Below are 18882 nucleotides of genomic sequence, written 5' to 3'. Positions count from 1 at the left end.
GCTTCTGTTCCATTATCGTTCTCCTTATGTCCGAAACCGGCATCATGGAGAACGCCCGATGTTGACCGCCAAGCAGCATGAACTGCTCCACTTCATCCAGCAAAAGCTCGACGCGAGCGGCATCTCGCCGTCGTTCGAGGAGATGAAGGAGGCGCTCGGGCTCAAGTCCAAATCGGGAATCCACCGCCTGATCAGCGCGCTCGAGGAGCGCGGCTTCCTCCGCCGCCTCCCCAACCGCGCCCGCGCGCTCGAGGTCGTCAAGCTTCCCGAGGGCGGCAAGGCGGCCGTCAGCACCGATCGCGACAATGTCGTGCCGCTGCGCAAGCCCGCCCCCGCGATGCGCCCGATCGCCGCGAACGACATCGTCGAGGTCCCGCTCCACGGCAAGATCGCCGCGGGTGTGCCGATCGAGGCGTTCGAAAATCATGACAATCTCGCGGTCCCCGCCGCGCTGCTCGGCTCAGGCGAACATTATGCGCTCGAAGTGTCGGGCGACTCGATGGTCGAGGCCGGCATCTTCGATGGCGATTATGCGCTGATCCAAAAGGTCAGCACCGCGCGCGAGGGCGACATCGTCGTCGCGCTCGTCGACGGGCAGGATGCGACGCTCAAATATTTCCGCCGCGAGGGCAAGATGATCCGCCTCGATCCCGCGAACAGTGCCTATGAGCCGCAGCGCTACGCCGCCGAGCGCGTCATCGTGCAAGGGAAGCTGTCGGGACTGCTTCGTCGTTACCACTGACCTGCGGCGGGCGGCGCCACATATGCTCGTCGCCCGCGCCTAGTGCCGTCACCGCGCGCGGTCGCTCACCGAGGTAAAGCGCCAGCCCGCCGGTCTGTGGCAACGTATCGCGATCGATCGTCAGCCAGCGGCCGGCGCATTCGCGCGGCAGCCAGCGCTCGCTGATCACCACATCGGCCGCGGCGCACGCCGCCGCCATGTCCGCCCCCTCGATCCGGTCGCGCCCGCGCGCCGCCAGGATGGCGCGGCCATCCTGCGTCCAGCGACAGAAATCACGATTGCAGTCGACATGATCGAGGTCGGTGAGCGCGGCGAGCGGCGCATCGATCCCCGCTGCCTCGGTCATGGCATCACGCACATAATCCCCCGCCCGCTCGCGCAGCAACGCATAGCTGCCGTCGGGCAGCGCCGCGGCGATATGCTTGCCGTCGCCGGTAATCAGCACATCGGGCCGCGGCTGGGCGAGCAGGACGGCCATGCCGAGGACCAGCGGCACCGCCCCCGCCCAGCGCCAGCGCGTCCGCCACAGCAGCAGCCATATCCCGCCGAAGATCGCGAGGCCGAACCCCCAGGGCGGGAACACCGGCAGCGTCGCGACCGCGCCGGGCGCATCGGCGACGCTGTGCGCGAGCCAGATCAGGGCGTTCAGCGCCTGCTCGGCGACCCACCAGAAGGGCGCGCCGAGCCCGACGCTGTCGAACAGCAAAGCCAGCGCCTCGGCGGGCATGATGACAAAGGTCGTCAGCGGGATCGCGACGACATTGGCGAGCGCGCCATAGAGCCCCGCCTTGTGGAAATGGAACAGCGCGATCGGCGCCAGCGCGACCTCGACCGCGAGCCCGGTGATCACCAGTCCCGCGACCCCGCGTCCCAGGCGAAACACCCATGGCTCCTCGCGCCGCGCCATGAACCGCTGCATCGCGCGGCTTTCGTGGAGCGCGACGATCGCGGTGATCGCCGCGAAACTCAGCTGGAAACTCGGCCCCGCCAGCGATTCGGGGCGCCAGATCAGCACGATCAGCGCGCCCGCCGCGACCAGCCGCAGCGTCAGCGCCTCGCGCCCGAGCAGGAACGCGATCAGCACCAGCAGCGCGGCAATGAACGAGCGCAAGGTCGGCACCTCGGCCCCCGCGAGCAGCGTATATCCCCCGCCCGCCAACGCCGCGACCGCCGCCGCCAGCGGCAGCACATAACCCGCCAGCGCCAGCCGCCGGCTGAGCGCGAGCAGGCTCATCGCGCTCAGCATCGCAAAGGTCACCACCGCGGTCACATGCAGCCCGCTGATCGACAGCAAATGCGCCAGCCCGCTCCGCCGCATCGCCTCCTCGTCGGCCTCGCTGATCGCGCCGCGATCGCCGGCGACGAGCGCCGCGGCGATCCCCCCCGCCGATCCGTCGATCTGCCCGTGGATATGATCGCTCAGCCGCGCGCGCAGCGTCTGCACCCCGTCCCCCGCACCCGGCGCCCGCCCGATCTCGCCGAGCACCGTGCCGACCGCGCCGATCCGGTCGAACCAGGCGCGCTGCGCGAAATCATAGCCGCCGGGCAGGCTCGCGGTCGGCGGCGGCATCAACCGCGCGCGCAGCCCGATCGCCTCGCCCGGCGCGATGCCCTTGCCCTGCTCGCCCGCCGCGGTGATCCGCAACCGCGGCGGCAGATCCGGTCGCTTCAGCGGCCGCACGATCAACCGGACCTGATCCTTCGCCGGCAGCGGCTCGACGCTTTCGACGCTCGCCGAAAATTCGGTCACCACCGGCAGCGCCAGCACGGGCCCGGACACCCACAATGCCCGTCCCCACACGAGCAACAACCCCAGCGCCATCACCGCGCACCCGACGACGACCGCGCGCCCGAACCGGCGTTGCCAGCCGATCAGCAGCCCGGCGAGCGCGCCGGCGCCCAGCACCAGCAGCAGCCCGATCCAGTGGGTCCGGGTGGGCAGCGCGAACCAGGCGGCGATCCCCGCGCCAAGCGCGACCGGCAGCCAAAGCGCGATCCGTTCGCGCTCGGCATCGAGCCGCGCTTCGATCGACTCGGGCATGCGCCGCACCATCGCCGCCGCGCGCAAACCAATGGGCGTTTGAAGCGGCCTTGTCGCCATGCTAGGGGCACCCCCGATCCCCGTCCCCGCCGTCCGCGGGGACCCGCAAAACTGAGTGAAAGAGGCCGTTGTGGCAACCGAAAATCAAACCATATCCGGCGAAGCGACCGGCGCCGATGTGGTGACGCGCTTCGCGCCGTCGCCCACGGGTTTCCTCCACATCGGCGGCGCGCGCACCGCGCTGTTCAACTGGCTGTTCGCGCGCCACCACGGCGGCAAGTTCCTGCTGCGCATCGAGGATACCGACCGCGCGCGCTCGACCGACGCGGCGATCGACGCGATCCTCGACGGGATGCGCTGGCTCGACCTCGATTGGGACGGCGACACCGTCTATCAATTCGCTCGCGCCGACCGCCATGCCGATGTCGCCGCGCAGCTGCTCGCCAAGGGCGATGCCTATCGCTGCTATCTGACCCAGGACGAACTCGCCGCGATGCGCGCCGAGGCCCAGGAAAAGCGCCTGCCCTTCCGCGTCCGCAGCCCTTGGCGCGACCGGAACGACGGCGACCCCGCCGTGCCGCACGTCGTCCGCCTGCGCGCGCCGCAGGACGGCGCGGTGACGATTCCGGACAAGGTCCAGGGCGACGTCACCGTCCAGAACGCCGAGCTCGACGACTTCGTCCTGCTGCGCAGCGACGGCACCCCGACCTATATGCTCAGCGTCGTTGTCGACGACAATGACATGGGCGTCACCCATGTCATCCGCGGCGACGACCATCTCAACAACGCCTTCCGCCAGCTCGCGCTGATCCGCGCGATGGACTGGCGCGAGCCCGTTTACGCGCACGTCCCGCTGATCCACGGCGCCGACGGCGCGAAGCTGTCGAAACGCCACGGCGCGCTCGGGGTCGACGCCTATCGCGACGAATTGGGCTATCTGCCCGAGGCGGTTAACAATTATCTGCTCCGCCTCGGCTGGGGCCATGGCGACGACGAGATCATCAGCCGCGCACAGGCGACCGAGTGGTTCGACCTCGCGCATGTCGGCCGTTCGCCGTCGCGCTTCGACTTCAAGAAGCTCGAAAATCTCAACGGCCATTATCTGCGCGAAGCCGACGACGCCCGCCTCGCCGCGCTCGTCGCGCCGATGACCGGCAAGCTTCTCGGCCGCGATCTCTCCGCCGCGGATCAGGCGCTGCTCGCGCAGGCGATGCCCGCGCTCAAGCCGCGCGCCAAGACGCTGCACGAGATCGCCGACGGCGCGTTCTTCCTCTTCGCCGACGAACCGCTGGTGATGGACGAGAAGGCCGCAGCGGTGCTACAGGACGCACCGGAGGGGATGCTCGCTTCGGTCGCCGACCGTTTGCGCGCGCTGTCCGGCTGGTCGCAAGAAATGGTGGAGGCCGCAATTCGCGAAGAGAGCGAAGCGGCCGGCGTCGGGCTCGGGAAACTGGCCCAACCGCTGCGGGCGGCCCTCACCGGGCGGACCGTATCGCCGGGGATTTTCGACGTGCTGCTGCTGCTGGGCCGCGATGCCAGCCTGGCGCGACTTGACGCAGCGCACAATAATCCGGCAGGGGCGTAGCCACAGCGACTCCCGCCGCCACAACAGGGGAAGAATATGACCGACCAGACCGCAAAGATCACCCTGGGGGACACCACCGTCGAGAACCCCGTGCTCAAGGGCACCGTCGGCCCCGACGTCATCGATATCCGCAAGCTTTACGCGCAGACCGGCGCCTTCACCTATGACCCCGGTTTCACCTCGACCGCGAGCTGCGAATCGAACCTGACCTATATCGACGGCGACGAGGGCGTCCTGCTCCATCGCGGTTATGCGATCGGCGACCTCGCCGAAAATAGCAGCTTCATGGAAACCTGCTACCTGCTGCTCAACGGCGAACTGCCGAGCGCGGACGAACTCGCCACCTTCGACACCACGATCACCCGCCACACGATGCTGCACGAACAGCTGTCGACCTTTTATCGCGGTTTCCGCCGCGACGCGCACCCGATGGCGGTGATGTGCGGCGTCGTCGGCGCACTCAGCGCCTTCTATCCCGACTCGACCGAGATCCACGACCCGCGCCAGCGCATGATCGCCAGCCACCGGCTGATCGCGAAAATGCCGACGATCGCCGCGATGGCGTATAAATATTCGGTCGGTCAGCCCTTCGTCTATCCCGACAATTCGCTGAGCTACACTGGCAATTTCCTGCGCATGACCTTTGGCGTGCCGGCGGAGCCCTATGAGGTGAACCCGGTCGTCGAACGCGCGCTCGACCGCATCTTCATCCTCCACGCCGATCATGAGCAGAACGCGTCGACCTCGACCGTCCGCCTCGCCGGCTCGTCGGGCGCCAATCCCTTCGCATGCATCGCGGCGGGCATCGCCTGCCTGTGGGGTCCGGCGCATGGCGGCGCCAACGAAGCCGCGCTCAACATGCTGCGCGAAATCGGCCGCCCCGAACGCATCCCCGAATATATCGCGCGCGCCAAGGACAAGGACGACCCGTTCCGCCTGATGGGCTTCGGCCACCGCGTCTATAAAAACTACGACCCGCGCGCGACGGTGATGCAAAAGACCGTGCGCGAGGTGTTCGACGCGCTCAAGGTCAACGACCCGGTGTTCGAAGTCGCGCTGCAGCTCGAGGAAATGGCGCTCAACGATCCCTATTTCGTCGAGAAGAAGCTGTTCCCGAACGTCGATTTCTATTCGGGCGTGATCCTGTCGGCGATCGGTTTCCCGACGACGATGTTCACCGCGCTCTTCGCCCTCGCCCGCACCGTCGGCTGGGTCGCGCAGTGGAACGAAATGATTTCGGACCCCGCCCAGAAGATCGGCCGTCCGCGCCAGCTCTACACCGGCCCGACGCAGCGTCCCTATGTGCCGGTCGACAAGCGCTGATCGAGCGACAGACGAAAACGAGAAAGGGGCCGGTTTTCGGCCCCTTTTTTGTGGGTGATGGCGACGGCCGGTAACGACCAAAACATGACGTCGCCCCCGCGAAGGCGGGGGCCGCTGTCGGCTTACGCAGCGATACGGAAATAGGCCGCTAGCGGCCCCGCCTTCGCGGGGGCGACGGTTTAAAGGAACGCCCGCTTCCCACCCCTAAGCGGTCAGTTCGCCGCAAGCGCTAAACCTCAATCCCGCGCCGGCAAACTCAGCGTAAACCGCGCCCCCTGCCCCGGCGCGCTGTCGACGGTCAGGTCGCCCTCCATCGCGCGCGCCAGTCGCCGCGCGATATAAAGACCCAGTCCCGACCCACCGCTGTCGGTACGGCCCAGCCGCTCGAATTTCTCGAACACCACCGCCTGCTGCCCGGCGTCGATCCCCTGCCCCTGGTCGGCGACGGTGACCATCGTGCGGTCGCCCTGGCGGTCGAGGCGGATCCAGATCAGCGAATTCTCGGGCGAATAGCGGATCGCATTGCCCAGCAGGTTGAGCAGCACCTGCAGCACGCGGCGGAACTCGCCGGTCGCCGGCATCCGCTCGTCGGTCGGCGGAGCATCGATGCGGATGCCCTTTTCTTCGGCTTTCATGCCCAGCAATCCGACCGCGCGGCGCGCCAGGTCACCAAGGTCGATCTCGTCGCGCGCCGCCTTGAACCCCGGACGCTCGATATTCTGGAGGTCGGCGAGGTCGTCGACCAGCCCGAGCAGGTGGCGCCCGGCATGCGCGATATCGCCGGCATAGCGGGCGTAATCGGCGCGGATCGGTCCGTCGAACTGGCCCGAAATCGTCTCGGCGGTCGCGATGATCCGCGCCAGCGGCCCGCGTAGCGCGCCGTCGATGCGGCGTCCAAAGGCCGGATCGGACAGCGGCAGCGAACCGAAGGCGGGGTCGGAAAGCGCCGCCGGGGCGGGTGCCGGGGTCGAAGCCCCCGCCTCGGGCAAGGCGGTCCCGCGAAAACCGGTGAACCGCCCGGTGGCGTCGAACAGCGGATCGGCGGCGAGCGTCGTCACCAGCCGCCCGCCGGGACCGTCGGTCCGCGCCCGCTGGCCGGTGAACCGCGCCTGCCGCGCCAACGCCTGCAGCACCGGGAAATGCCCGTCGTCGTCGGGCTGGAGTTCGAACAGTTCGGACAGCGAGCGCCCCTCCCAGCCCGATGCGACCGGCGGCGCATCGGCCCCGCCGCGCAGCGAGACGAGCCGGAGCTGCCCGTCGCATTCCCACGTCCACGCCCGCGGTGAGGCGACCGCGGCTTCGGTGATCGGCGGAATCTGCGGCTGGGCGACCGGCCGCGTCCGCCAGTCGGTGATCTCGAGCGTCGCGCCATCGGCGTCGGGAACGATCCGGACGAGCGCATGGATGTCGCTATGGTCGTCGGCGGCGATCAGCGGCCGGTTGATCTCGCGCTGCAACCGCTGCGCCAGCGCGACGAGCCGCGCCAGATTGGGCAGCGCGAGCGGCTTTTCGAGCGCCCCGCCGGCGCGTTGCTGCAGGCGCAGCAGCGCCGGGTCGCCGCTGACCAGTGCTCCGCTGCGGTCGATCCGGCCGCTGATCATCCGCTCGCTCATCGCGAAACGCCTTCGGGTCCGTCGCCCAGCGTCGCGGCGCGCGCCTGCAGCGCGGCGGCATAATCGTCGGGCGCGGCGCTCGCCACCGCGCGGTTCGCCAGCATCGCCAGCGACCCTTCGAGCGGCGCCAGCGCGGCATGATCGCGCAGCAACGGCGCGAGCAGCGGCGCGAGTTGCGCCGGCTCGGCGGTGATCAGCGCCAGCGCCATGTCGGCATAGCGATAATTCTGTGCCGCCGCGGCGAGCGCGATCAGCGCCGGCCAGTCGTGGCGCGCGATCGCCGTGGCCGCGCTGTCGGACTGGACGCCGACGGCGGCAAGCGCCGCATGATAGCCCATGGCAGCGCGGTCGATGCCCCGCGCGGGGTCGTGCGCGGCCAGCGCCCCCCGCACCGCTTCACCGAGCCGCGCGGCCTGCGCGGGATCCTTGCCCGAGCGGACGAGCGCCCAGGCGGCGACGTCGAGCAATAGCGAGCGAAACAGGTCGGGATCGAGATCGTCGATCGCCACCACCGGATGGCCGATCGCGTCGAACCGCCGCCGGTCGGCGATGCGCAGCGCGAGATAGCCGCGGTCGACTTCGGACAACGGGTCGTCGGCGGGCGCGGGCGCCGCGAGCGGCCCATCGCTCGTCCCGCTCGAAACCGGCACGACGGTCTCGCTGCCATGCCGGTCCGATTGCTCGCGCCAGCGATGCTCCTCGGCGCGCGCGAAACACAGGCCGGCAAGCTGGGTTGCACCGGGCAGCCCGTGCGCCGACCAGTCGTGCCACAGCGCCGCCGAATCGACCGCGTCGCCGAGCAGGTCGGCGGCATCGCCGACCAGCCGCCGCGCGACGCCAAGCGCCAGCGCGCGCTGCTCCTCCGAAAGCCGCGTCGCGCCGGGCGCGGCGAGATATTCGGCGGTTTCGTGCAGGCACGCCGACAGCGCCGGATTCACCGACGCCAGTTGGGAAAGAAGCGATGCTTGCACCATGTCAGTTCGCGGATAGCAGCTTGGCGTTAATGCGCGCTAAACCTTGAAGCGCTTTGTTTTCTCAGCCCGCGGGACGCCGCGCAAGGCGCAGCCAAAGCAGGATCTGGAACAAGGCGAGCAGCGGCAATATCGCGAACATCAGCGGTGCGATGCCGAAAATCAGCGCCGGAGCCAACATCATCCACGCCTGATCGGCGTCGGGCAGCAGCCAGTGAAACCGCCGCCGCTCGCCCGAATCCTCGTAAAGCCAGCGCGCCAGCAGGATCGTCGCGGCCAGGCACGGCGCCAGCGCCGCTTCGGAAAAGGGCGGCATCCTGTGGTCGGCGCCCGCCAGCGACAGCAGCCAGGGAAAGACCGCGAGCAAGACCCAGGCGAAGGTCCGGATGACCTCGCGCACCCGGTCCTGCGCCGCGCTCTCGGCACGGAAAGCGGACAGGAAGCGCATCGCCGCCAGCCCCAGCCCGCCGAGGATCGCGACGAGCGCCCCCGCCGCCGCCAGCCCGCTCGCCGCGAGCAGTGCGACGATCACCCACAGCAGGCCGGTGACATAGGGCAGATAACGCGCCGTCGCGGGTGACTTGACGAGCATCGGGCCGAACAGGCGCACGATCGGCATCATGATCGCCGAACGCCCCAGCCCGATGCCGCCATATTCGACCTGCTGCAGGCTCGATTGTTCGAGCAGCGCCGCAGTCGGCCGGTCGGTGACGATCGCGATGTCACCCTGTTCGAACAGCGCCGGCTCGCAATAGAGCCGCCGCGCGCCCGACTGCACCGCCATCCGCAGCAGCGTCAGGATCATGTCCCATTCGCCCGGCATCTCGGCGAGTTCGCGCACCATATGGTCCGAAATGCTCGCGAGTCCGCCCCAGCGCCGCGTCGCATCGATCCGCTCGAAACTCTGGGTCAGCGGGGTGTCGCCGGTGACGAGGATCGCCGGCGACCCCGGCTTGGCGATCGCGGCATAATGCATACCCCCCGCCTGCAGCCCGTCGGTGACGAGGATGATCCGGTCGTCGCCTTCGACCAGCGCGAGCAGGTCGGCGGCGGCGCGCACCGGGGTCACCTTGACCCCGCGGCGGCGGATGCGATCGCAGGTGGCGAGCAGGTCGGCGGGCACCGCGCCGACCGCGACCGCGACATGGGTAACGCCGACGTCGGCGAGGCGTGCCGCCTGCCGTTCGATCAGCGTTTCCCCCGCGACGGTGACGAGCGCGCGCAACCCGCCATCGGGCAGCGTTTCGCTGGCGCCGATCAGCGCGATCAGGGCCATCGGCGGGCGCAAGGCTGCTTGGGTCTCACCCGCCCGACCTTTAGGGGCGAGCCGCCGATTGGCAAGCCCCGCGTTCGCGGCGGCGTGACGTCACTTTTGGCGTTCGGCGCCCCTGTTTTGGCGTGGAAATATTCCTGTCGAAATCGCCCGAATCGCTGGCCTTTGCCTGCCCCATCGGCTAGACCAAAACCACCTCCCGAAAAGCAGAAAAAAGGCCGGGTCTTGACCGAAGAAAATACGCCTACGCCGCCGCCCAGCGACGGCATTTCGCCGATCAACATCGTCGACGAAATGAAGACCTCCTATCTCGATTACGCGATGAGCGTGATCGTCAGCCGCGCGCTGCCCGACGTGCGCGACGGCCTGAAGCCCGTGCACCGCCGCATCCTCTATTCGGCGTTCGAAAGCGGCTATGTCGCCGGCCGCCCCTATCGCAAATCGGCGCGCATCGTCGGCGACGTCATGGGTAAATATCACCCGCATGGCGACAGCTCGATCTACGACGCCCTCGCGCGCATGACGCAGGACTGGTCGATGAGCGTGCCGCTCGTCGACGGCCAGGGCAATTTCGGCTCGATGGATCCCGATCCGCCGGCGGCGATGCGCTACACCGAATCGCGCCTCGCCAAGGTCGCGAACACCCTGCTCGGCGATCTCGACAAGGACACCGTCGATTTCCAGCCCAACTACGACGGTTCGGAATCCGAACCCACCGTCCTCCCCGCGCGCTATCCGAACCTGCTGGTCAACGGCGCCGGCGGCATCGCGGTCGGCATGGCGACCAACATCCCGCCGCATAACCTCGGCGAAGTGATCAACGCGACGCTCGCGACGATCGACGATCCCGACATCAGCCTCGAAGACCTGATGGCGATCGTCCCCGGCCCCGATTTCCCGACCGGCGCGATGATGCTCGGCCAGGGCGGCGCGCGCAACGCCTATGCCACCGGCCGCGGCTCGATCATGATGCGATCGACCTATGTCATCGAGGAAGGCCGCGGCGACCGCCAGTCGATCGTCCTCACCGCCATCCCCTTCCAGGTCGGCAAGTCGGGCCTGGTCGAGAAGATCGCCGAGGCGGCGCGCGACAAGCGTATCGAGGGCGTCGCCGACATCCGCGACGAATCGAACCGTGAGGGCGTGCGCGTCGTCATCGAACTGAAGCGCGACGCGACCGCCGAGGTCGTGCTCAACCAGCTCTGGCGTCACACCCCCGCCCAGTCGAGCTTCCCCGCCAACATGCTCGCGATCCGCGGCGGCCGCCCCGAAATGATGGGGCTCAAGACGATCCTGTCGGCGTTCATCGACTTCCGCGAGGAGGTGATCACCCGCCGCTGCAAGTTCGAACTCAACAAGGCGCGCGACCGCGCGCATATCTTGCTCGGCCTCGTCGTCGCGGTCAGCAACCTCGACGAGGTCGTCCGCATCATCCGCGGATCGCCCAGCCCGGCGGCGGCCCGCGACGCCTTGCTCGCGCGCGAATGGCCGATCGGCGACATCGCGCCCTATATCCGCCTCGTCGAGGCGATCGACGGCGAGATGGACGATAGCGCTTCGTATCGCCTGTCCGAAGTCCAGGTGAAGGCGATCCTCGACCTCCGCCTGCACCGCCTCACCGCCCTCGGCCGCGACGAGATCGGCAAGGAACTCAAGGAGTTGGCGGACGAGATTGAGGGACTGCTTGCGATCCTCGCCGACCGCGAAAAACTCTATGCCGTCATGCGCGAAGAGCTGGTCGCGGTGCGCGACGAATTCGCCAAACCGCGCCGCACGCTGCTCGCGCCCGCCGCCGACGGCATCGACGACGAGGATCTGATCGAGCGCGAGGAGATGGTCGTCACCGTCACCCTCGACGGTTATATCAAGCGCACCCCGCTCGACACCTTCCGCGCCCAGCGCCGCGGCGGCAAGGGCCGCGCCGGCATGGCGACGAAGGACGAGGATGTCGTTACCGAGCTGTTCGTCACCTCGACGCACACCCCGGTGCTGTTCTTCTCGACCCTCGGCAAGGTCTACCGCATGAAGGTGTGGCGCCTGCCCGAGGGCGGGCCCGCGACGCGCGGCCGGCCGATGATCAACCTGCTGCCGCTCGGCAAGGACGAGACGATCTCGACCGTCCTCCCGCTGCCCGAGGACGAGGATGAATGGGGCAAGCTCCACGTCATGTTCGCAACCGCGAAGGGCAATGTGCGTCGTAACAGCATGGACGCCTTCACCAACGTGCCCTCGAACGGCAAGATCGCGATGAAATTCGAAGGCGAGGACGAGGATGATCGCCTGATCGGCGTCGCGCTGCTCGACGAAAGCGACGATGTGCTGCTCGCCAGCCGCCAGGGCAAGGCGATCCGCTTCGCCGGCGACGATGTCCGCGAATTCCAGAGCCGCAATTCGACCGGCGTGCGCGGCATGCGCCTCGGCGAGGGCGACGAGGTGATCTCGCTGTCGATCCTCCACCGCGTTGGCACCACCGGCGACGAGCGCGAGGCTTATCTGCGCGCCGCGCCGTGGAAGGACAACGAGAATGAGCCGACGCTGACCCCGGACCGGATGGCCGAACTGACCGCGCGCGAGCAGTTCATCCTGACGATCTGCGCCAACGGCTATGGCAAGATGTCCTCGGCCTATGAATATCGCCGCACCGGTCGCGGCGGTCAGGGGATCACCAACATCGACAATATCGGCCGCAACGGCCTCGTCGTCGCCAGCTTCCCCGCGGTTCAGGCCGATCAGCTGATGCTCGTCACCGACCAGGCCAAGCTGATCCGCATGGGACTCGATTCCTTGCGCGTCATCGGGCGCGGCTCGGCGGGCGTGCGGCTGTTCGACGTTGCCAACGACGAGCATGTCGTGTCGGCGGCGCTGATCGGCGACCGCGACGAGGACAGCGAGGAAGGGGACGACGAAACGCCCGCGGTCGACGACGCCGCCGAATCCGCACCCGACGGCGCGACCGAATGACCGCGACCACCGCCTTCAAGGTTCTGACCGCCCAGCAATGGACCGACTTCGAACGCGAACGCGTGTTCCGTGGCGCCACGGTGGATATCGCCGACGGCTATATCCACCTGTCGACCGCCGAGCAGCTCGAAGAGACGATCGCCAAATATTTCGCGGGCCAAACCGACCTGATGATCGCCGAGGTGGACCTTACCTGCCTCGGCGACGCGGTCCGCTGGGAACCGGCGCGCGGCGGCGCGCTCTTCCCGCATATCTACGCCGAACTGCCGATGCATGCGGTGGTCGGGCTGCAGAGGCGCGGCTGACAGGATCGCCCTTGATCGAAGGCTCGTCGCCTTTGGTCGCATCTTGCTTCGCGCGGCCCACCTCCCCTACCAACGTCGCGCCCTACCAACGTCGGGCTTTGCGATGTCCGCGCTCAGGGGAGATTTGACGATGCGCCTGTTCTTGATTGCCGCCCTGCTGGCCTCCGCCGCTCCCATTACCGCCTATGCGCATGACGCCGCGCCCGCCACTGCCGCCCAGTCGAAGCCGGTGCCCAAGGAAGAATTGCTGAAACCGCCCGCCGACGCGGTCCATTATGTTGTCGTCTCCGAAGCCGGCAAGCATGGCGACCAGTGGCGCTGGCAGATGCCCGACGGACGCATCGCCTATCGCTGGTCGCAGGAATTGCGCGGCTGGATCACCGAGATGGACCAGGTCGACAGCCTCGCGCCCGACGGCGCGATCGCCGCGACGACGATCCGCGGCATCACCCTCGCCGGCGACGCTGCCGAGGAGTTCCGCGTCGCCGGCGGTCGCGCGACTTGGAAAACCGCGACCGACGCGGGCGAGGCGCCGGCGGGCGGCTGGTATATCCCGGCCGGCGGCGTCGGCATCGCCAACGCCCCGCTGATCGACGCGCTCGCTGCGGCGGGCGACGCCGGGCTGGCCTTCCTGCCCAGCGGTAGGGGCCACATAACCCTCGCCGGCACGCAGGTCATTCAAGGCCCCGCTGGGCCGAAGACCGTCCAGCTCGCCTTCGTCAGCGGCATCCTCTCCTCGCCCTACCCCGTCTGGCTCGACGACAAGAAACGCTATTTCGCCAATATCGGCTTCATCTCGGTGGTGCCGGAGGGCTATGAAGGCGCGCTCAAGCAGCTCCGCGACGCGCAGGACGCCGCCACCGCAGAGGCTGTCGCGGGCATCGCCAAACGCTTCCTCGCCCCCGCCGCGAAAGCCCCGGTTCTGTTCGACAATGTCCAGCTCTTCGACGCCGACAAGGGCGCCTTCCTGCCCGCGCGCGCCGTGCTCGCGCAGGACGGCAAGATCGCCGCGATCGGCGCCGCCGGCTCGCTCAAGGCGCCCGCGGGCACGCGTGTCATCGACGGGCGCGGCAAAACGCTCGTCCCCGGCATCTGGGACAGCCACCTCCACATCGGCGACGATTGGGATGTGCTGTCGAACATGGCGAACGGCATCACCAGCTTCCGCAGTCCCGGCACCAACATCGACCGCGCGATCGACGCGACCAAGCGGCGCGCCGACGGCACGCTGCTGATGGGCGAACCCTTCATCTCGGTCATCATCGACAAGAAGGACCCGCTCGCGGCGCAGGGCGCCGAGGTGGTGAGCAGCGAGGAGGAAGCGATCGCCGCCGTCCGGCGCGTCAAAGCCGCCGGCCTGTGGGGCGTCAAATTCTACACCTCGATGAACCCCGCGTGGATCGCCCCAGCCGCCGCCGAGGCGCACAAGCTCGGCCTCCACGTCCATGGCCATGTCCCCGCGGGCATGCGGCCGAGCGAGGCGGTGACCGCGGGCTATGACGAGCTCACCCACCTCAATTTCGTCGTGATGGAAGCGATGCCGCGCGACGTGCTCGACAAGGCGAACACGCGCCAGCGTGTCGAGGGGCCGGCGCGCCTTTTCAAGGATATCGACCTCGACGCGCCGCCGATGAAGGGCTTCATCGCCGACCTCGCCGCCAAAAAAACCATCGTCGACCCGACGATCGTCATCTTCGAAGGCATGCTGACGCAGGACGGCGGCACGCCGCAGCCCGCCTATGCCCCCTATATGGGCATCATCTCGCCCGTCCTCGAACGCTCGGTCTTCACCTCGGCGGGCTATCCGCTGGTCGAGGGCTATACGCGCGACGATTATCGCAAAAGCTATGCGAAGATGGTCGAACTCGTCGGCCGGCTGCACAAGGCAGGCGTGCCGATCGTCGCCGGCACCGACGGCTGGGGCATCGAACTGATCCGCGAACTGGAAATCTACCGTCAGGCGGGCTTCACCCCCGCCGAAGCGCTGCAAAGCGCGACGATCCTCCCCGCGCGCGTCGTCGGCGCCGACACACGCACCGGCTCGATCGCGGTGGGCAAGGAGGCCGACATGGTGCTGGTCGACGGCGACGCATCGACCGACCTCGGCGCGCTGCGCCGCGTCGTGACGGTGGTCAGCGACGGCTATGTCATGGACGCGGACGAATTGCGCAAGGCGGCGGGATATAGCGGGCGGCCGAAATAGGTTGCTAGCGCCAACCGAACTCTCTTCGTCACCCCGGGCTTGACCCGGGGTCCCGCTGAGCCGCCTTACGGCGTGGATGATCGATTTTGGGTGGGAAGCGGACCCGCCGATCCTCCCTGTCGCGCAGCGATGGGGAGGTGGCAGCGCGAAGCGCTGACGGAGGGGCCGACGCCGTCAGGCGTCGCGCAACCTCTCGGCCCCTCCACCATCCGCTTCGCGGACGGTCCCCCTCCCCATCGCTGCGCGACAGGGAGGATTGAATGTGCACTTTCGCCCGTCAGCGGTCATCACATCCACAACGGTAGCGAACGACTGAAATGGGGTGGGAAGCGGGCGCTCGCGGTCACGTCGCATTCCGGCTATGGGCTTCCGGCCAGCGTGACGGAATTGGTAGACGTATCGCTACAGCGATCCCGGCGACGGGTGCAGGTTCGATCCCTTGCCGCTGGCATTTCCGAAATGGGGTGGGAAGCGGACGTTGCCACAGTTTGATTTTAGGGTACGAATGTTCGGGTGAACCCGGAACACTACAAAGTCAGAATCGATGGACGCCGGGTCGTGGTCGCTGTGGCGCGCGAGGACACGATACGACGCATCTCGACCAATCTAGTCGCGCTTGGAGCTTCGCCGGTTGGCCCGGGAGCGTGGGTTTGCGATATCAATATCCCTACGATCGACCTGGCTTCGGCCGTGGGCGAGTTAGCTGACGGTGAAGTTGTATATCTATCGACAAATGGGGATTTTGGTTTCCTTGTCGCTCCGAAAACCGACGGAGGGATCATCGTCACGCCGCGCTGACAATGGCTGCAATCGGTCGAAAGTCGCCTTCTGAAATAATTCGCGCGGAGGCGCAGAAGCCGCAGAGCCGATTTCTCTTCTTCTCTGCGGTCTCTGCGCCTCCGCGCGAATATATGATAAACTAACGGCCGCTATCGGCGCTTGGCCACCCGGTTCCCACAAGATCAGCGCCGCGCATTCCACGCGCGCACCGCCGCCATCGTCTGTTCGATATGCGCTTGCGGCTTGCTGTCGGTGTAGCTCAGCAGGATCGTGCCGTTCGGCGCGATGACATAGGAGGTGCGGCTGGACAGCGTCGTCCCGTCGGGGCGCTGCATCGTCGCGTCATAGGTCGCCGCGACCTTGGCGCCCGGATCGGCGGCGACGGCGAACTTGTCGCGGCATTCCGATCGCGAAAACTCGGCGACGCGGTGGATATTGCCGGCGGTCACCCCGATGACGCGGGCGCCGAGCTGGTTGAAACGGCTGTTCGCTTCGGCGAACAGATGCGCCTCCACCGTGCAACCGGGCGTGAAGGCCGCCGGAAAGAAATAGAGCACCACCGGCCCGTTGCGCAGCGTCTGTTTCAGCGACAGGCTGAATTCCTTGCCGCCCTGCGCCGCGTTCAGCGTGAAATCGGGTGCCTTCGCACCTTGCTTGAGGGCCGCGATGCCCTGCGCCGGAAGCACGGCAAGCGACAGGCCCAGGCCGAACGACATTGCGATTTTCGTCAGGGTTTTCATCGGCGGTCTCCACGAAAGGCGGAAAACTTGCTCCGCCCGTCGACCTTACCGCGAAATTCGCCGGTGCATGGCAAAAAAATCAGCCTTACCCGCCACGACCGACGGCAGCGGGCCGGTGTCGGCCCGCTGCCGCCGCCGGATCAGCAGCGACGACCGCCGCGGTCGATCTCGCGGCCGATCAGCGCACCCGCGGCGCCGCCGATGATCGTGCCGGGAACGCGGTCGCCATAACGATCGACTTCGCGGCCGATCAAGGCGCCCGCCGCTCCGCCGACGATCAGGCCCGTCGTGCCGCTGCCGCGTCGGCAATGATAGCGGCGATCGCGATAGTCGCTGCGCCGATAATCGCGGCGATAGTCCCGCCGATAGTCGCGGCGATAATCGCGATACCGGTCATTGTCGCGGTGACCATAATAGGACTGGCGGTGGTGCCGGTCGCGCGCATCGGCGTCGGCGGGCAGCGCCGCGAGGGTGCTGGCACCGATCAGCGCCGTAAGCGCCAGTTTCTTGAGCAGGAACATATGTCTTCTCCGTCTTGGTCCCCGCGGATCAAATTAGGGCTGCGAAGATGGCGCCTGGCTGAACTGCGGTTGCGCAAAGGCTCCATTCGCATCGGCTCGGCCAGCTTTCAGGGCGGTTTGCCGCGCCCGATTGACCCCGCGCCGCAATCGGCGCAGCATCGCACCATGACCCTCACCATCACCCCCAGCGGTCAGTCCTGCGGCGCCTCCGTCACCGGCGTCGACCTGACCCGGCCCCTCGATGCCGACACCATCGCCGCCATCCGCGCCGCCTGGCTCGACCATCATGTCCTCGCCTTCCCCGACCAGAAGCTGGGCGACGACGATCTTGAGCGCTTCACCCGCTATTTCGGCGGTTTCGGCGACGATCCCTTCATCAAGCCGATCCCCGGCCGCGACCATGTCATCGCGGTCAAGCGGCGCGCCGACGAGACCGCGCCGCTGTTCGCCGAAAACTGGCACAGCGACTGGAGTTTTCAGGCGCGTCCACCTGCTGGCACCTGCCTGTTCGGCATCACCATCCCGCCCGTCGGCGGCAACACCGAATTTGCGAACCAGCATGCCGCGCTCGACGCGATGCCCGCCGATCTGCGCGCGCGGGTCGAGGGGCTACAGGCGATCCACAGCGCCCGCGCGGGCTACGCCCCTTCGGGCATGTACGGTGCGAAGGACAAGGATCGCAGCATGGATATCCGCTCGGGCGACGAGGCGCTCGAAACGCAGCGCCATCCCTTCGTCCGCGACCATCCCGAAACCGGCCGCAAGGGCCTGTTTGGCTGCGCGGGTTATATCATCGGCTTCGACGGGCTCGACGATAGCGAGAACCTGCCGCTGCTCTACGAACTGATCCAGTGGCAGGGGCGCGAGGAGTTTCGCTATTCCCACGCATGGGAACCCGACATGCTCGTCATGTGGGACAATCGCTCGGTCCTCCACCGCGCCACCGGTGGTTATGACGGCCACGACCGGCTGTTGCACCGCACGACGATCGCGGCGTGGGACGGCTAGAGAAACTGCGCGACTTTCCCCTGCGTTTCTAAAGGCTTCGCGGCTCAATCGGGCTCAGGTAAGCGCCAGTCCGCCGTCCACATCGACGATCGCACCGGTCATGAACGGGTTCACGGCGCAGGCCAGAATCTGGAAGGCGATCTCTTCGGGGCTGGCAACCCGCGCGACCGGCTGCGGCGGTGGCGGACTCGAAGCCGGACGGACCGATCGCAACAGCGGCGTGTCGACCAGCCCCGGCGAAACGCAATTGACGCGAACCGGCGCGAACTCGCTTGCCAGCACCCGGGTCAGCACCTCGACCGCGACGGTCGCGGCGGCCACCGCCGCCCGGCCGGCACGCGGTCGACGTCCGCCCGCTCCCGACGTCAGCGTCAGCGAACCGCCGTCGGCAATTTTCGCGTGTCTGGCGATCAGGTAGCTGCCCCAGAATTTCGAATCGAACGTCGCTTTCGCGTCCGCCAGCGGCAGGTCGCGGATCGGCCCCGACCGGAGCTGCGCGGCGGTGACGATGACATGATCGAACGGTTCGCGGCTGGCGAAAAACGCTTCGACCGCGGCCTCGTCGAGCATATCCAGCGCCGCGCCTTCTCCCCCGACCGTCGCCACCGCCGCGGCCAGTCTGGCCGCATCGCGCCCGGCGATCGTGACCGACGCGCCGTGCCGCGCCGCCATCGCGGCGACCGCCTGCCCGATCCCCGAACTGCCTCCGACGACCAGCACATGCTGTCCCGCCAGCCCGTCAAAGCCCGTCATATGCCCTCCCGCGTGCCACCAATCATTAGCATGCTAAGCTCTATGGAGGCGCGCGGCAAGGAT

Annotated in this window: 15 protein-coding genes and 1 pseudogene; 9 read left to right on the top strand and 7 right to left on the bottom strand. The window is 67.8% G+C overall.

Annotated elements, in window-relative coordinates; all coding sequences use genetic code 11:
* The first annotated feature begins 58 nt into the window (after nucleotides 1-58).
* Nucleotides 59-742, top strand: a complete 684-nt coding sequence (lexA, locus tag AC07U1_RS13840; protein ID WP_056347868.1) for a transcriptional repressor LexA — start codon at nucleotides 59-61, stop codon at nucleotides 740-742.
* Here lexA and AC07U1_RS13835 read toward each other — a convergent pair.
* Complete coding sequence (locus AC07U1_RS13835; protein ID WP_495176109.1) at nucleotides 696-2783, bottom strand: ComEC/Rec2 family competence protein; 2088 nt, start codon at nucleotides 2781-2783, stop codon at nucleotides 696-698. The genes lexA and AC07U1_RS13835 overlap by 47 nt on opposite strands.
* A gap of 130 nt (nucleotides 2784-2913) precedes the next feature.
* Here AC07U1_RS13835 and gltX point away from each other — a divergent pair, with 130 nt between their 5' ends.
* Together gltX and AC07U1_RS13825 are read left to right on the top strand one after the other, a co-directional pair.
* Nucleotides 2914-4368 (top strand): glutamate--tRNA ligase, encoded by a 1455-nt coding sequence (gene gltX, locus AC07U1_RS13830; RefSeq protein ID WP_495176110.1) that lies wholly within the window; start codon nucleotides 2914-2916, stop codon nucleotides 4366-4368.
* A gap of 36 nt (nucleotides 4369-4404) precedes the next feature.
* Nucleotides 4405-5691, top strand: a complete 1287-nt coding sequence (locus tag AC07U1_RS13825) for a citrate synthase (protein ID WP_187140658.1) — start codon at nucleotides 4405-4407, stop codon at nucleotides 5689-5691.
* 236 nt (nucleotides 5692-5927) lie between these two features.
* Here the strand turns inward: AC07U1_RS13825 and AC07U1_RS13820 are convergent, their stop codons facing one another.
* From AC07U1_RS13820 to AC07U1_RS13810, 3 genes are all read right to left on the bottom strand, one after another.
* Entirely contained in the window at nucleotides 5928-7304 is a 1377-nt protein-coding gene (locus AC07U1_RS13820) for a sensor histidine kinase (RefSeq protein ID WP_495176111.1), read from the bottom strand.
* The gene (locus tag AC07U1_RS13815; RefSeq protein ID WP_495197715.1) at nucleotides 7301-8242 is read right to left on the bottom strand and encodes a hypothetical protein; all 942 of its coding nucleotides are present in this window, start codon (nucleotides 8240-8242) and stop codon (nucleotides 7301-7303) included. The genes AC07U1_RS13820 and AC07U1_RS13815 overlap by 4 nt, the downstream gene beginning before the upstream one ends.
* Before the next feature lie 97 nt (nucleotides 8243-8339).
* Nucleotides 8340-9551 (bottom strand): hypothetical protein, encoded by a 1212-nt coding sequence (locus AC07U1_RS13810; protein ID WP_056347877.1) that lies wholly within the window; start codon nucleotides 9549-9551, stop codon nucleotides 8340-8342.
* A gap of 291 nt (nucleotides 9552-9842) precedes the next feature.
* On the opposite strand from AC07U1_RS13810, the gene gyrA reads away from it, so the two are divergent.
* The 5 genes and pseudogenes from gyrA to AC07U1_RS13785 all read left to right on the top strand — a co-directional run bounded on the left by gyrA (nucleotide 9843) and on the right by AC07U1_RS13785 (nucleotide 15815).
* The gene (gyrA, locus tag AC07U1_RS13805; RefSeq protein ID WP_495177449.1) at nucleotides 9843-12509 is read left to right on the top strand and encodes a DNA gyrase subunit A; all 2667 of its coding nucleotides are present in this window, start codon (nucleotides 9843-9845) and stop codon (nucleotides 12507-12509) included.
* Nucleotides 12506-12814 (top strand): DUF952 domain-containing protein, encoded by a 309-nt coding sequence (locus tag AC07U1_RS13800; protein WP_187140664.1) that lies wholly within the window; start codon nucleotides 12506-12508, stop codon nucleotides 12812-12814. Before gyrA ends, AC07U1_RS13800 begins: the two co-directional genes overlap by 4 nt.
* Before the next feature lie 130 nt (nucleotides 12815-12944).
* Entirely contained in the window at nucleotides 12945-15017 is a 2073-nt protein-coding gene (locus AC07U1_RS13795; protein ID WP_495176113.1) for an amidohydrolase family protein, read from the top strand.
* 372 nt (nucleotides 15018-15389) lie between these two features.
* A pseudogene (locus AC07U1_RS13790) lies at nucleotides 15390-15468 on the top strand.
* Nucleotides 15469-15530: 62 nt separating this feature from the next.
* On the top strand, nucleotides 15531-15815 hold the full coding sequence (locus AC07U1_RS13785; RefSeq protein ID WP_495197714.1) for a hypothetical protein: 285 nt from the start codon (nucleotides 15531-15533) through the stop codon (nucleotides 15813-15815).
* A 164-nt stretch (nucleotides 15816-15979) separates the two neighbouring features.
* Here AC07U1_RS13785 and AC07U1_RS13780 read toward each other — a convergent pair whose 3' ends face one another.
* Both AC07U1_RS13780 and AC07U1_RS13775 read right to left on the bottom strand, forming a co-directional pair.
* A complete protein-coding gene (locus AC07U1_RS13780; protein WP_492738629.1) occupies nucleotides 15980-16537 on the bottom strand; it encodes a peroxiredoxin in 558 nt (185 codons plus the stop codon).
* A gap of 140 nt (nucleotides 16538-16677) precedes the next feature.
* Complete coding sequence (locus AC07U1_RS13775) at nucleotides 16678-17058, bottom strand: glycine zipper 2TM domain-containing protein (protein ID WP_056347888.1); 381 nt, start codon at nucleotides 17056-17058, stop codon at nucleotides 16678-16680.
* Nucleotides 17059-17223: 165 nt separating this feature from the next.
* On the opposite strand from AC07U1_RS13775, the gene AC07U1_RS13770 reads away from it, so the two are divergent.
* A complete protein-coding gene (locus AC07U1_RS13770) occupies nucleotides 17224-18066 on the top strand; it encodes a TauD/TfdA dioxygenase family protein (RefSeq protein WP_495176114.1) in 843 nt (280 codons plus the stop codon).
* Nucleotides 18067-18120: 54 nt separating this feature from the next.
* On the opposite strand, the gene AC07U1_RS13765 is transcribed toward AC07U1_RS13770, so the two are convergent.
* Complete coding sequence (locus AC07U1_RS13765; protein WP_495176115.1) at nucleotides 18121-18819, bottom strand: SDR family oxidoreductase; 699 nt, start codon at nucleotides 18817-18819, stop codon at nucleotides 18121-18123.
* Nucleotides 18820-18882 lie beyond the last annotated feature (63 nt).

Source organism: Sphingopyxis sp. GW821-FHT02C12 (assembly GCF_059421785.1).
Note: the sequence above shows the minus strand (reverse complement) of the source record. Positions and strands in the feature narration are given on the sequence as shown.